At 74.3% G+C, this 14,531-nt stretch carries 7 protein-coding genes; 4 read left to right on the top strand and 3 right to left on the bottom strand.

The genetic code is table 11. From position 1 onward, the window contains the following. Positions 1–62: 62 nt before the first annotated feature. The 3 genes from OG904_RS10895 to OG904_RS10885 form a co-directional block, all read right to left on the bottom strand. The gene (locus OG904_RS10895; protein ID WP_405489787.1) at positions 63–1,946 is read right to left on the bottom strand and encodes a M16 family metallopeptidase; all 1,884 of its coding nucleotides are present in this window, start codon (positions 1,944–1,946) and stop codon (positions 63–65) included. A gap of 11 nt (positions 1,947–1,957) precedes the next feature. Beyond that, complete coding sequence (locus OG904_RS10890) at positions 1,958–2,896, bottom strand: hypothetical protein (RefSeq protein WP_405489785.1); 939 nt, start codon at positions 2,894–2,896, stop codon at positions 1,958–1,960. A gap of 218 nt (positions 2,897–3,114) precedes the next feature. After that, positions 3,115–4,344: a nucleotide sugar dehydrogenase gene (locus OG904_RS10885; RefSeq protein WP_405489783.1), complete on the bottom strand. Its 1,230-nt coding sequence runs from the start codon at positions 4,342–4,344 to the stop codon at positions 3,115–3,117. Positions 4,345–4,799: 455 nt separating this feature from the next. Here OG904_RS10885 and OG904_RS10880 point away from each other — a divergent pair, with 455 nt between their 5' ends. The 4 genes from OG904_RS10880 to OG904_RS10865 all read left to right on the top strand — a co-directional run bounded on the left by OG904_RS10880 (position 4,800) and on the right by OG904_RS10865 (position 14,466). Continuing rightward, positions 4,800–6,455, top strand: a complete 1,656-nt coding sequence (locus OG904_RS10880) for a glycerol-3-phosphate dehydrogenase/oxidase (protein ID WP_405497934.1) — start codon at positions 4,800–4,802, stop codon at positions 6,453–6,455. A gap of 676 nt (positions 6,456–7,131) precedes the next feature. After that, positions 7,132–9,381, top strand: a complete 2,250-nt coding sequence (locus OG904_RS10875) for a serine/threonine-protein kinase (protein ID WP_405489781.1) — start codon at positions 7,132–7,134, stop codon at positions 9,379–9,381. Positions 9,382–9,498: 117 nt separating this feature from the next. After that, positions 9,499–12,567: a serine/threonine protein kinase gene (locus tag OG904_RS10870; RefSeq protein ID WP_405489779.1), complete on the top strand. Its 3,069-nt coding sequence runs from the start codon at positions 9,499–9,501 to the stop codon at positions 12,565–12,567. Between the two features lie 117 nt (positions 12,568–12,684). Further along, the gene (locus OG904_RS10865) at positions 12,685–14,466 is read left to right on the top strand and encodes a serine/threonine-protein kinase (protein ID WP_405489777.1); all 1,782 of its coding nucleotides are present in this window, start codon (positions 12,685–12,687) and stop codon (positions 14,464–14,466) included. Positions 14,467–14,531 lie beyond the last annotated feature (65 nt).

Here is a 14,531-nt window from a genome sequence, read left to right as displayed (position 1 = left end):
TCGTTCCTGCTCAGTGCCCTGTCCGGGGTGAAGCGGGAGGAACCGCTCCGGCTGGTGGACGGTCAGTTCCTGCCCTTCATCCGGCGGTTCAGGCAGATGGCCCAGGGGATGAGGGAGGCGCCCGCGACGAGCAGCCACTTGAGCAGGAACCAGGCGTTCTCCGGGGCCATCCGCGAGTGCTCGTCGCCCATGACGAGGCCGAGGAGGAGCACCGATCCGCCGGTGACCATCCCGGGGACGCCGAGTATCCAGAGCAGGACGGTGAACCGCGGATCGCGCCGGGTGGCCGGGGCCGGGGGCCCGGAGGTGGGGACCGGGGACCGGGCCGGGGTGCGGGGCGGCATCCGCAGGACGGCGGAGGGCGGGACGGCCGCGTCGAGTACGGCCAGGTCGGCCGCCGCGAGCCCGAACCGGGCCGGGTCGATGGTGAGCGTGAACCCGTCGTGGCCGACCAGGTGGCGGGCCCCGTCCGGATGGGCCTGCACCAGGGAGCACTCGGCGTACCGGACGGTGATCCGGCTGCCCGCCGTGACCAGGCTGACCCCGTCCCCGGCCAGGGTGAGCACCGTGCCGGGGTCCGCCACGGCCGGGTACGCGCGCCCGGAGACGACCTCCGCCGACCCGGTGGGCGCGGCCGCGAGTCCCGGGCGGTCCACGCCCCGGCCGGGCACCTGGAGCAGGGAGCCGGCCCACAGGTCGCGCGCCACCTCGTGCAGGGCTTCGACGGTGACCGCCCCGATCTCGGCCCGTGCCTCGGCGAGGGTGTGGTGGCGGTGGCGCAGCAGCAGGTCCGCGGCCCGTCCGGGGAGCCGGTCGGAAACCAGCCCGGGGGCGTCGAGCCGGGCGAGCGCGGAGGCCCGTACGGCTTCCAGGTCGGACGGCTCGATCCGGCCGTCCCGCAGCTTCGCCAGGACGTCCGCGAAGGCGGCGGCCGTCGCGTCCTGGTGCTGCGGGAGCGCCTCGGCGTGGGCGATGACGGTCGCGTGGCCGGCGTCGCGCGGGGCGTACCGGGCCGTCGCGCCGTACGCGTACCCGCCCTTGTGGCGCAGTTCCCGCAGCAGTTCCCTGCCGAGGACCTCCGCGAACAGGCTCGCGGCGGTGGAGCGCGGCAGTACGGAGGTCAGCACGACGGAGCCGTCGCCGCCGGGGAAGTGGGCGGGGAGGGCGGGCAGCGCGGAGGTGGCCGCGGGCGCCGGGTGCCGGTCGCCGGAGGGGAGGGTGAGGTCGAGGCCTTCGGGGAGGGTGCCGGCGGTGATCCACAGCACGGCGTTCCCGGCCGTGAACCGGGTGCGGGCCCAGTCGCGCACCTGCTCCGCGGTGAGCTGCGCGAGCCCGGTCTCGGCGTAGCCGGTGAGGCCGTACGAGCGGGATCCGTAGCGCCACAGGGTGGCACGGCGGGCCGGGCCGTCGGCGCGGCCGGGGCCGTTGGCGGCTTCCTCGGTGCGCAGGATCTCCTTCTCGGTCTCCAGCCGGTCCAGGGGGAGGTCGCGCAGGGAGGCGCAGACGCCGTTGAGGTACTCGACCACGTCCGCGGGGGTGCCGGTGACCTGGAAATGGGTGAACGCGGCGGTGGAGACGGGTGTGGGCGTGGCGGTGGAGGTGCCCGGGCTGTGGGCGTGGTGCGGGGCGCCGGAGCCGTGGCGGTGCAGGGCGAGGTGTTCCACGAGGTGGGTGATGCCGCTGGTGGCCAGGGTCTCGTCGGCGCGTCCGACGCGGAAGAGCAGCCCGGCGCTGATGAGGCCGGGGCGGGGGGAGAGGAGGGCGGGGATGCCGTTCACCGTGGTGGTGACGGTGCCGTCGGCGTCGGGGGTGGCGTCGGCGTCGGTGGTGGCGGCCTTTGCCGGGGCTGGCGGGGCTGGCATGGCGGCCGTGGTGGATGTGGCGGTCGTGGTGGCCCTGGCGGCCGGGGCGGCGGGCTCGGGCTCGGGGCGCGTCGCGGTGGTCATCGTGATGCCCCTCAGCCCTGTGCCAGGGCGCTCTTGCGGTGGCGGGTGAACTCGGCCGTGTGGTCCCAGGTGCCCAGGTAGCCCCACGGGAACCGGCTCGCGCGGTCGCCGAGGACGCGGAAGTGCGGGGCCGCGTCGGCGGGGCGGGCGGCCGCGCTGTGGGCGGCCGCGAAGGCGTTGTGGGCGTCGGTGTGGGCGTACGCGTCGGCCCGGGCGGCCGGGTGGAGCACGGAGTGCCCGGCGGCCACGAGCAGACGCGCCCGGTTGCCGGGGGCGTTCAGGTACTTCTCCGCACCCCGCGCCTCCCCACGGCCGTGCGATTCCGTGTACTGCTCCAGCTGCGCGATGGCGACCAGGGCACCGTTCGGGCCGCCCGCGGGCGCCGCCTTCGCGCATTCCTCGGCGAAACCGTGTGCGTCCTCCCAGGTTCCGCCCCATTTGGGGCAGATCTGCTGGAGGAGCTGCTGCTGGCCGGCGTAGTGGTGCGGGTGGTGCTCGGCGAGCCGTTCGTAGCGGCGCCGGGTCTCGCCGAGGCCCAGCTGGAGGCCGCGCGAGGTGGTGATGCGCAGGTGCCAGGCGAGGGCGTACCGGGGGTGCTCGGCGCAGAGGTCGATGAGGAGCGTCTCGGCGCGCCGCAGGTAGCCGTGGAACTGCTGGAACCGCCCCGGGGACACGTACTGGGCACCGGCCGAGGAACGGATGCCCCAGCCGATCCGGATCAGCCGTTCGGCGAGCAGGCTCCGGGCGAGCGGATCCCCGGGGTGCTCGGCCAGGGCGTCGTTGAGGAACGTTTCGGCGTTCTGCTGTTCGCCGACGACCCCGCAGGCGATGGCGCGGTCGTCCTCGTCGTCGAGCGCGGCGAAGCTTCCGGCGAGGGCATCCCAGTCCTGGCGGTGGACGTGGGTGCGCAGAGCGGCGAGGGCGGGGATGCGGTCGGCGGGTTCGGACACGGGAGGACCGGGGGGACCGGGCTGACTGGACTGACCGGACTGACCGGGCTGACCGGGCTGGAGATCAACTGACACGCGCGGATCATACGAGCGAGGTCGTCGATGCCGACAGGGGTTTTGGGTCTGCCGTGCGATCAAGGTTTCGCCCGGCCGGGGCCTTGCGGCGGCAGAAACCCCGGCCCGGCCGCGGCCCGGCCGGGGTTTCTGCCGCGGCGGGCCTACAGCCGGTGCGCGGCGCCCGCCGGGCTGGCGCCGCGGGTGTCCAGCAGCAACTGGGCCTTCACCGCCAGGCCCTGCAGATCGTAGGTGCGGTGGTGCTGCAGCAGGATCGTCAGATCGGCGTTGGCCGCCGCCTCGTACAGGGACTCGGCGCGCGGGACGGGCTGGTCCCGGACGCGCCATCCGCTGATGTACGGGTCGTGGTAGCTGATCAGCGCCCCGAGATCGAGGAGGCGGCTGGCGATCTCACGGGCCGGGGAGCCCTCCTGGTCGGCGAGGTCCGGCTTGTAGGTGACGCCCAGGAGGAGGACGCGGGCGCCGCGCGCGGACTTGCCGTGCTCGTTGAGCAGGGTGGCGCTGCGCTGGATGACGTACTGCGGCATCCGGTCGTTGATCTCCTGCGCCAGACCGACCATGCGCAGCGGGTGGCCGGGGGTGCGGGTGGTGTGGGGGAGGTAGTTGGGGTCGAGGGGGACGCCGTGGCCGCCGACACCGGGGCCGGGGCGGAAGGCCTGGAACCCGTACGGCTTGGTCTCCGCACACCGGATGACGTCCCACAGGTCCACGCCGAGATCGTGGCAGAGCACGGCCATCTCGTTCATGAGGGCGATGTTGACGTGCCGGTAGTTGGTTTCCAGGAGCTGTACGGTCTCGGCCTCGCGCAGGCCGCGGGCGCGCACCACCTTCTCGGTGAGGCGGGCGTAGAAGGCGTGCGCGGACTCGGTGCAGGCGGGGGTGAGGCCGCCGATGACCTTGGGGGTGTTGGAGATGCCGTGTGTCCGGTTGCCGGGGTCGAGGCGGCTGGGGGAGTAGGCCAGGTGGAAGTCCCGGCCGGCGCGCAGCCCGGAGCCCGATTCGAGGATCGGGCGCAGGTACTCCTCGGTGACCCCGGGGTGGACGGCCGATTCGAGGATGACGGTGGTGTGCGGGCGCAGCCGCGCGGCGAGCGTGCGGCCCGCCTCGCCGACCGCGGACAGGTCGAGTGCGCGGTCCGCGCCGAGGTGGGTGGGGGCGCAGATGACGGCGGTGCGGACCCGGCCGAGTTCGGCGGGGTTGGTGGTGACCCGGAAGCCGGCCGCCGACATGCGGCGGATCTCGGCGGCGGTGAGGGTGGAGTCCGTGGCCGGACCGCTGTCGTAGCCGACCGTCTCGATCCCGGCGGCCACGGCTGCCTGGGCGAGCGGGAGACCGAGATGGCCGAGTCCGATGACGGCGAGATCTGCGGGCATGGGGGTGCCGTCCCTTCCCTTCCCTGACATGCATGAGGGGGCGGAGCGCGCAAGTCCTGTGGAGGCGGAGAGCTGGCGCAATGTCAGACTAGGCGTATATATGACAGATATGTCGTATTCAGAGGTCTTGGTCGCCGCCGTGTTATCCACAGGCGGTGGCTGATGTGGGTGCGGACGGTCAGAATCATGAACGGGCGATGTGAGCGGGATCACCCACGACGGGTGGGATGACCGCACAGGGCGGACGGGGCGATCCGCCCCGCGTCAACGGGAGGCAGGCAGCCGTGATGACTGGGACAGGGGCAGGGCCGGGAGCAGGGGCGGGCGGGGGCGCGGGCGCGGGTGCGCGGGGTGGCACCGGGGCCGGGGCCGGAGCCGGTGCCGGGGTTCGGACGGGTGGAGGGGGCGGGACGACGACGCTTGGGCCGGTGCAGCGGGCCGAGGCGCTCGCCGGGATGGCCGAGCGGGAGCTGGACGTGCTGGTGGTCGGGGCCGGAGTGGTCGGCGCCGGCACCGCCCTCGACGCCGTGACCAGAGGTCTGGCGACCGGGCTGGTGGAGGCGCGGGACTGGGCTTCGGGCACCTCCAGCCGCTCCAGCAAGCTCATCCACGGCGGGCTCAGATACCTGGAGATGCTGGACTTCGCCCTCGTGCGGGAGGCGCTGAAGGAGCGCGGTCTGCTGCTGGGGCGCCTCGCCCCGCACCTGGTGAAGCCGGTGCCGTTCCTGTACCCGCTCCAGCACAAGGGGTGGGAGCGGTTCTACGCGGGCTCCGGCGTCGCGCTGTACGACGCCATGTCGCTCTCCAGCGGCCACGGGCGCGGTCTGCCGACGCACCGCCACCTGTCCCGCAAGCGGGCCCTGCGGATCGCGCCGGCGCTGCGCAAGGACGCGCTCGTGGGCGCCCTGCAGTACTACGACGCCCAGATGGACGACGCGCGTTACGTGGCGACCCTGGTGCGGACGGCCTCGGCGTACGGGGCGCAGTGCGCCAACCGGGCGAGGGTGGTCGGCTTCCTGAGGGAGGGCGAGCGGGTCGTCGGCGCGCGGGTGCAGGACGTGGAGGGCGGCGGGGAGTACGAGATCCGCGCGAAGCAGATCGTCAATGCCACCGGGGTGTGGACGGACGACACCCAGGCGCTGATCGGGGAGCGCGGGCAGTTCCACGTACGGGCGTCCAAGGGCATCCACCTGGTCGTCCCGAAGGACCGGATCCACTCCTCGACCGGGCTCATCCTGCGCACCGAGAAGTCGGTGCTGTTCGTCATCCCCTGGGGCCGGCACTGGATCGTGGGCACCACGGACACCGACTGGGACCTGGACAAGGCGCACCCGGCGGCGTCGAGCGCCGACATCGACTACCTGCTGGAGCACGTGAACTCGGTCCTCGCGGTCCCGCTCACCCGGGACGACGTCCAGGGGGTCTACGCCGGCCTGCGGCCGCTGCTGGCCGGGGAGTCGGACGCGACGAGCAAGCTCTCGCGCGAGCACACGGTGGCGCACCCGGTACCGGGGCTGGTGGTGGTCGCCGGCGGCAAGTACACGACGTACCGGGTGATGGCCAAGGACGCGGTGGACGAGGCCGTCCACGCCCTGGACCAGCGGGTCGCGCCGTGCGTGACGGAGGACGTGCCGCTGGTGGGTGCGGAGGGGTACCGGGCCCTGTGGAACGGGCGGGCGCGGATCGCCGCCCGGACGGGACTCCACGTGGTGCGGGTGGAGCACCTCCTGAACCGGTACGGGTCGCTGACGGAGGAACTGCTGGCGCTGATCGCGGCGGACCCTTCGCTCGGGGAACCGCTGACCGGCGCCGACGACTACCTCCGGGCCGAGGTGGTCTACGCGGCCTCGCACGAGGGGGCGCGGCACTTGGACGACGTGCTGACGAGGCGGACGCGGATCTCGATCGAGACCTTCGACCGGGGGACGAGATCGGCGCGGGAGTGCGCGGAGTTGATGGCTCCGGTTCTGGGGTGGGACAAGCAGCAGATCGAGAAGGAAGTCGAGCACTACGAGAAGAGGGTTCAGGCGGAGCGGGAATCGCAGCGTCAGCCGGACGATCAGACGGCGGACGCGGCGAGGCTGGGGGCACCGGACATCGTCCCGTTGTAGTCCCGTTGTAACTCCGCGACGTCGTCGGGGGAACCGCGGACCCGGGGCTCCCGTCCGTTGCGGAGTAAGGGACAATGGGGGTTCTGCCGGGGCGGGTTACCGGGCACCCCGGCCACTGCCGGGGAAACCGGAGCAGGCGGCACGATCGCAGAGGGGACGCATGTCGAAGCCGGAGCACACCGAGTCGCCGGAGCCGTCTGTCGGGACGGGATCGCCGGTGCCTCCGGCGGTCACCCCGACGGACCCGAAGCCCCCCGCCCAGAGGCGCCCGCGCCCGGCGGGCGCGAAGCCCGCTGCCGGGACGGGACCTGACGGGGCGAAGCCCGCAGCCGGGTCGAAGCCGCAGGAGGCGCAGCCCACGGCGGCGAAGTCCGCCGGCCCGGGCAAGCCCGTGGGGGCGAAGCCTGCTGCTGGCGCGAAGGCCGCTGATGCGGCGGAGTCCGCGGATGCGGAGCCTGCCGGTGTGGCGAAGTCTGCGGGGGCGACGGCCGCTGGTGTGGAGAAGTCCGCCGATGTGGAGGCCGCTGGTGTGGCGGAGCCCGCGGATGCGAAGGGTGCTGACGCGAAGGTTTCTGGTGCGGCGGGGGCCGGGAAGGTGGGGCCGGCTGACGGGGTGAAGCCTGTTGCCGGGGCGAAGGGCGCTGCGGCCGCGCCGGAGCCTGAGGATGCGAAGCCCGTGGCTGCCGAGCCCGTCGTGGCGAAGGGTGCCCGGGGCGGGATATCCGTGACGAAGCCTGCTGCCGCGGAGTCCGAGGGGGCTGAGCCCGTCGTCGCGAAGGCCGCTCGGAGTGGCGTGTCCGTGGTGAAGCCCGCGGACGCGAAGTCCGGTGCGGGTGCGGCGCCCGTGGGTGCCGAGACCGTCGTTCCGAAGGCCTCCCGGGGCGGCGTGTCCGGGGCGGAGCCCGCTGCGGCGGAGCCCGAGGACGCCAAGCCCGTCGCCATGAGCAAGGCCGACGAGGTGGCGGCCGCCGTCAAGGCGGCCGCGGCCAAGGCGGTGGAGACCCCGCAGGACGAGGGCCGGCTGCTCGCGGGCCGTTACCGGCTCGGCGACGTCCTGGGCAAGGGCGGCATGGGCACCGTCTGGCGTGCCGAGGACGAGACCCTCGGCCGGACGGTCGCCGTCAAGGAGCTCCGCTTCGGCAGCGGCGTCGACGAGGACGAGAAGCGCCGCCTCATCACCCGTACCCTCCGTGAGGCGAAGGCCATCGCCCGGATCCGCAGCGGTGGAGCCGTCACGGTGTACGACGTCGTCGACGAAGACGGCCGGCCGTGGATCGTCATGGAGCTCATCGAGGGCCCCTCGCTCGCGGAGTTCATCCGGGAGAACGGTCCGCTCACCCCCCGGCGCGCCGCCGAAGTCGGCCTCGCCGTGCTCGACGTACTGCGTGCCGCCCACCGCCAGGGCATCCTGCACCGGGACGTCAAGCCCTCCAACGTGCTCCTCGCAGACCACGGCAACGGCCGCGTGGTCCTCACCGACTTCGGCATCGCCCAGGTCGAGGGCGACCCCTCGGTCACTTCCACCGGCATGCTCGTCGGCGCCCCCTCGTACATCTCCCCCGAGCGCGCCCGCGGCCACCGCCCCGGCCCGCCCGCGGACATGTGGTCGCTGGGCGGACTGCTGTACGCGACCGTCGAGGGCGTGCCCCCGTACGACAAGGGTTCGGCCCTCGCGACGCTGACCGCGGTGATGACCGAGCCCGTCGATCCGCCGAAGAACGCCGGTCCGCTGACCGAGGTCATCTACGGCCTGCTGGTCAAGGACCCGGCCCACCGGCTCGACGACGACCGCGCGCGGGCGATGCTCACCGCCGTGATCGAAGCGCCCGAGGAGCCGGCTCCCGTGGCCGCCCCGAGCGCGGAGGAAACCCGGCAGATATCGCTCGCCGAGGCCCAGGACGCGGCGGAGAAGGCGGCCGCCGAGAAGGCCGCGAAGGCCGCCGAGAAGACGGAGAAGAAGGAACGCGAGCGCCGGGAGCGCGAGCAGCGCGAGCGTGCCCGCGCGGCGCTGAAGTCGGCCCGCAAGGCGGCCGCCGCCAGCGCAGCCGCCGCGGCCTCGACCCCCGCCGGGCCCCCGGCTTCGCGCCCCGCGCCCGTCGCGGCGCCGCTCACCGATGTGATGCCGCGCCGCACCATCGCGCTCGCGATAGCCGGCGTGCTCGTCGTCCTCGCCGTCATCGGCTCGCTCATCGCGTACGCCGTCAGCGGCGACGACAAGGACGGTTCGCCGAAGGACGGCAAGGGCGGCGGACACTCGGCCGCCGCGTCGAGCCCCGGCCCCGGTTCCTCGCCCTCGCCGTCACCCTCGCCGAAGTCCGGTGAGCAGGGCGCGGGCGGCGCGGCCAGTGGCGGCGCCGCTTCGCCGGGTACGGGCCAGACGCCGGGCACCGGCACGGGCGACGGCACCGGCACCGGCGCCAACTCCGGCCAGGGCCAGGGCGCCACGCCCGGGGGCGCCGGGGGCGGGCTCCCGCCCGGGTACGCGCAGGTGACCGATCCCGGCTTCCACTTCGCCATGGCCATGCCCGAGGGCTTCAAGCAGACCGGCACCATAGGCAAGAACGACGGGGTCATATACAGCCGCGACGGCGGCTTCCCGCGCATCCAGATCGACTTCAACAGCTCCCCGAGGGACGACGCGCGCGCGGCCTGGCTGGAGCTGGCCCCGGCCGTGGCGGGCAGCAGCAAGAACTACAAGCTGCTGAAGCTCGAACCGGTGAACTACCGGGGGTACCCGACCGTCGCCGACTGGGAGTTCGAGCGGGAACAGAAGGACGTGCGCGTCCACGTGCTCGACCGCGGATTCAAGATGGACGCGAAGCACGGCTACGCCATCATGATCACCTGCCTCGCCGACCAGTGGGACGCGGCGGAGTGCACGCAGCTGCGCAGCACGGCATTCGAGAGCTTCCAGCCGCTGGGCTGACCCGGGTCGCGAACCGCTCGGGGCGAGCCTCGTCAGGGCCGGGACGCGGGCGGCCCGGGCGACGTATCGTGTCAGCGGGGCCAAGGGGTTGGCCCCGCAGCTCTCGGGGGAGGCGATGTGGAGGACTACGCGGGCCGGATCCTGGCCGAGCGCTACCGTCTGCCATTGCCGCCGTCCGACGAGTACGAACTGATCGAGACCCGGGCCTTCGACACGCGCAGCGGCCAGGAAGTCCTCGTACGGCAGGTGCCGTTGCCGGAGGTCGTCGACGCGGAGTTGCTGGACGGCACGCGCGGCGGTCCGGCCGCCGCCGGGGGCAGGCGCACCGCTGCCGCGGAACTGCCCGCCGTGCGCAGGGCGATCGCGGCGGCGCAGGCGGCCGCGTCCGTACCGGACCATCCCCGGCTGGACCAGGTCTTCGACGTGTTCGCCGAGGGCGGGTCGCTGTGGATAGTGAGCGAGCTCGTCCCGGCCCGGCCGCTGGCGGCGCTGATCGCCGAGGAACCGCTGAGCCCGTACCGGGCGGCGGAAGTGGCGGCGGACGTGCTGACCGCGTTGCGGGTGCTGCACGCGCACGGGTGGACGCACCGGAACATCACCATGCGGACGGTCCTGATCTGCGAGGACGGGCGGGTCGTACTGACGGGCCTGGCCGCGGGGGCGGCGGAGGACGCCCTGTGCGGGTACGACCCGGTCCCCTCACCGGAGGGCACGGACCACCCCTCGGCCACACCGCCCGGATGGGCGGTGCGGGGTACGGACACGGGCCCGGCCCTGGGTACGGGTACTGGCACGGGTGGCCCGTCGGCGGCCGGGTACGACTCCGGGTACGGCTCCGGGTACGGGCAGGGACCCGGCCCTGACCCGGGGACCGGCAGCGGGCAAGTCGACCGGTACGGGACCGCGCCCGCGGCGGGCCCGGGTGGTGCTTCCGGATGGGATGCGGGTGACGCAGCCGAGCCGGAGGCCCGGGGCGCCGGTCCGGGTCCGGCGGCCCAGGGCGCCGGGTACGCGCCGATCGTGGCCCCGGGATACGACACGGGGCCGCGCTACAACGACCACATCGCCACCGGGGCCGCCGGAGCCTCCGGGGCCACCGAATCCGCGGCGGAGCAGCCCGATCTGAAGTCCGCCGCACGGGCCGGGGCCATCGCCGCGTACCGGGCCGGGGCGCAGGCCGCCGCGCGGATCACCGAGCAGCGCAAGGCCGGGGCGGAGTCCGCACCGGACCCGGAGCGGACTCCGGCGGAGCCGCGGCCGGAGGGGTCGACACTGCCGAAGGGGTACTCGTACCCGTACGGCGGCCCGGACAGCGGCGCGACCTGGCACGGCGCCACCCCGCGCCGCCAGGCCCTGCCCCCGGGCGAAGCGGAGCCGCAGACCCCGCCGACCCGCGCCGCACTGCCCGCGCAACTCGCCCTTCCCCAGGGCTACCACCAGGCGGACGCCCCGGGCGGTGGTGCGCCTTCGCCCTCCGGACCCGGGCAGGGAAGTGCCACCGGCCCGCAGCCCCCGGCCGAACGGGGACACACCCGGCCGGGAGAGGGCCGGATACCCGAGGGCCCGCCCCCGGCGGAGGCCCCCGCCCAGGCCCACCCGCGGCCCGGAGCGCAGTACCGGGCGCTGCCGGACAGCGGCGGCGCGCAGTACCGGGCCCCGGCGAACGGCGGCGCGCAGTACCAGGCGCTGCCGAACGGCGACGGCGCGCAGTACCAGGCGCTGCCGGGCAGCAGCCGGGCACTGCCGGACACCCAGGCACTGCCGGACACCCGGGCGCTGCCGAACAGCGGCGGCCCCGGCCCCGGTTCCAGCTCCGGCCCCGGCCCCGGCCCCGGCCCAGTCCCCGGGCAGGAGCGGGCCCCCGGCGATGCCGGGTGGGCCGCGGCCGAGGGCGGACGGGCCGCAGGCGATGGCGTACGGCCCGCGGACACCGGCGTGCGGCCCGCGGACACCGGCGTGCGGGCCGGGTGGGGGAGCGGCCCGCGCAGCGGGCTCGATGCCGAGCGGGCCCGCCAGACGCGGATGGCCGTGGTCGGCGCGGTGACCGAGCGGTGGGCTCCCGAGCAGGCGCAGGCCGTGCACGGGCCGTGGCAACTGGCCGCGCCCGTCGGGCCGGCCACCGATCTGTGGGGGCTCGGCGCGCTGCTGTACCGGGCCGTGCAGGGCCACGCACCGTACCCCGAGGACAGCGTCGCCGAGCTCGTGGAGATGGTCTGCGCCGAGCCCCCCGCCTTCGCCGAGGAGTGCGGCCCGCTGCGCCCGGTCGTGGAGTCCCTGCTGCGTCAGGACCCGACCGAGCGCCCCGACTTCGAGGAGCTCCGCGGCTGGCTGCGGTCCCTCGTGCGGTCGGCGCCGGAGCCCGACGGCGGCTTCACCGGGCTGCTCCCGATGCCGGAGCCCGATCCCGCCCGGCTGCCCGTCGTACGGCGGCGGGCCGATCTGCACGGCAGGCACCGCAGCGCCGAACACCCCCGCAAGCCGCGCTCGCTGGGGCGGTCCCTGCTGCTCGGGGTCATGGTCCTGCTCGCGGGGAGCGTGGCCTACGCCATGTTCTTCATGCCCCGCTCCGCCGATCCGCAGGGCGGCGGTCAGAAGGCCGCCGGGATGGGGCAGCCGGCCGCGACGCATCCGCCGAGCCCGGGCCGCAGCCCGAAGCCGAGCGGTTCCGGTCCGGCCCCGAGCCCCTCCGCGAGTCCGCCCGAGTCCAGGCCCGCGACCCAGACCGCGGCCCCCGCCCCGCCCGGGTACACCGCCCAGCAGGACGCCGAGCACTTCCAGATCAACGTCCCGAACGGCTGGGACCGTCGCGGAATGAACGAGTCCGGTCAGGTGCGCTACACGGAGGGGGAGTTCGCCCTGACCGTCGTCCCCGGCCGGGACAAGGCGGAGGGCAACCCCGACCCGGCCACCTACCAGAAGGACAAGGAGCCCGAGCTGGCTCCGTACCGCTCCTCCACCTGGTCCAGCGTCAGCGACATCAAGTCCACCAAGGTCGGCAACCAGCTCCGCGTCACCGGCCGGTACACCTGGATCGACGGCAACGGCCGCTCCGTCGTGGCCCGCAATTTCGTCGTCGCGCTCGGAGGTTCGTACCACATCGTCCTGGTCACCGGCCCGGTCGACGAGGAGGGCAAGGTCACCGAGGTCTTCGAGCAGGCGACGGCCAGTTACAAGAACGGCGGCTGACGGGGACTCAGTACGGCGATTGCGTCACAGTGCGGCCCAACCGTCGCCGAGAGGTACCGGCAGCGCCCGGGGGCTCCGTAGTCTGGCCGGAAGTGCACAGAGCGGCGGCGGAGACTCGTGGAACAGCAGACAGGCGCGGGTGCGGTGCTCGCGGGCCGGTACCGGCTCGTGGAGTCCATCGGCAGGGGCGGCATGGGCAAGGTGTGGCGCGCACACGATGAGCTGCTGCACAGGACGGTCGCCGTCAAGGAACTGACGGCGGGCCTGTACGTCGCCCAGGCCGACCGGGACGTCATGCACGCCCGGACGCAGAAGGAGGCCCGGGCCGCGGCCCGCATCCAGCACCCGGCGGTCGTCACCGTCCACGACGTGCTGGAACACGACGACCGGCCGTGGATCGTCATGGAGTACATCGACGGCCCCTCCCTCGCGGACGCGGCGAAGACGGCCGGCCGGATCGAGCCCCGCGAGGCGGCCCGGATCGGGCTGCACGTGCTGGGCGCGCTGCGTGCCGCGCACGCGGTCGGCGTACTGCACCGGGACGTGAAGCCGGGCAACGTGATGCTGGCCAAGGACGGGCGGGTGATGCTCGCGGACTTCGGCATCGCCGCGATCGAGGGCGACTCCTCCATCACGCGCACCGGTGAACTCATCGGTTCCATCGACTACCTGGCTCCCGAGCGGGTCACGGGCGGTCCCCCCGATCCGTCCTCCGACCTGTGGTCGCTGGGCGCGACGCTGTACACGGCGGTCGAGGCCCGTTCGCCGTTCCGCCGCACCTCGCCGATCTCCAGCCTCCAGGCGGTGGTGAACGACGAGCCGCCCGCCCCGACCCACGCGGGCGCGCTGGCCCCGGTGATCACGGCGCTGCTGCGCAAGGACCCGGCGAAGCGGCCGTCGGCCGCCGAGGCCGAGCAGATGCTGCTGGAGGCGATGGAGGGCCGGGAGCCGAAGGCGGCGCACGCCTACGTACCGACGCGCGCGCTGGGCTCCGAGGAGCTGGCCCCCGCCCGCAACGACCGCACGGACCCGGAAACGGCGGCGCTCCCCGGCGAACACGGCCAGGGCCAGACGGCACAGGGCCAGACCCCACAGGGCCAGACCGCACAGGGCCAGGCCCACGGCCGGTACCCGGGCGCGCAGACGTGGCCGGAGCCGGCGCGGGAGCAGGAGCCGGAGTACCTGGTGAGGTCCGAGGCCGGGCCGCCCGCCGCGGACCGGCGCGACGGCGCGGGAGCCCCCGCGCCCGCCCCCGGCCGTGTCCGGCGCGCGGCCGTCGTCGCTCTGGTGGCGGCGCTGATCGGCGGCGGCGGGGTCTTCGGGGTGCTGAAGTACACCGGCGGCGCGGATGACGGGGGCGCCGGGAAGGGATCGGACGTGACGAACGGGGCGCCCGGCACCTCGGCCGGTTCCGGGGACGTCGAGGCGCAGAAGGAGGCGGTCGCGCCGGCCGGCTGGCGCAAGGTCGTCGATCCGCAGGGCTTCACCCTCTTCGTGCCGAACGGCTGGACGCGCCGGATGGACGGGACGCAGATCGACTACACGCCGGACGGCGGCAAGCACTTCATCCGGCTCGCGGTGACGGCGAAGCCGGAGTTCGACAACCCGTACATGCACATGCTGGACCTGGAGAAGCAGCTGGCCAAGCGCTCCGACTACGTGCGCCAGACCCTGCACCAGAACACCTTCCGGGGCCAGGTCAAGGCCGCGCTGTGGGAGTTCAGCCTGACCGAGAAGACGGGGGCGGCCACCGGCCCCCGGCGGGCCGTCGAGCAGATGTACTACGAGCAGGACGGCACCGAGTACGCGGTGTACATGTCGGGTCCGGCGGCGGAGTGGGAGACGACCCGGGCGCAGTTCGACACCGTGCTCAGCGGCTGGCAGCCACCGGCCGGCTGAGCCCGTTTCCGCCATCCTGCCAGCGATCACTGGCGTAAATGGCAAAATCCGGTTACCGGCGGGTA

It is taken from the genome of Streptomyces sp. NBC_00096, from assembly GCF_045041305.1.
In the GTDB taxonomy this organism is placed as follows: Bacteria; Actinomycetota; Actinomycetes; order Streptomycetales; family Streptomycetaceae; genus Streptomyces.
The sequence above is the reverse complement of the archived record's forward strand: the minus strand, read 5'-3'. Positions and strand labels throughout refer to the sequence as shown.

Excerpts from the sequence above, each read along its gene's own strand:
- OG904_RS10880 (WP_405497934.1), top strand. The coding sequence starts at position 4,800 with ATGGCCGAGCGGGAGCTGGACGTGCTGGTGGTCGGGGCCGGAGTGGTC.
- OG904_RS10885 (WP_405489783.1), bottom strand. The coding sequence starts at position 4,344 with ATGCCCGCAGATCTCGCCGTCATCGGACTCGGCCATCTCGGTCTCCCG.
- OG904_RS10895 (WP_405489787.1), bottom strand. The coding sequence starts at position 1,946 with ATGACCACCGCGACGCGCCCCGAGCCCGAGCCCGCCGCCCCGGCCGCC.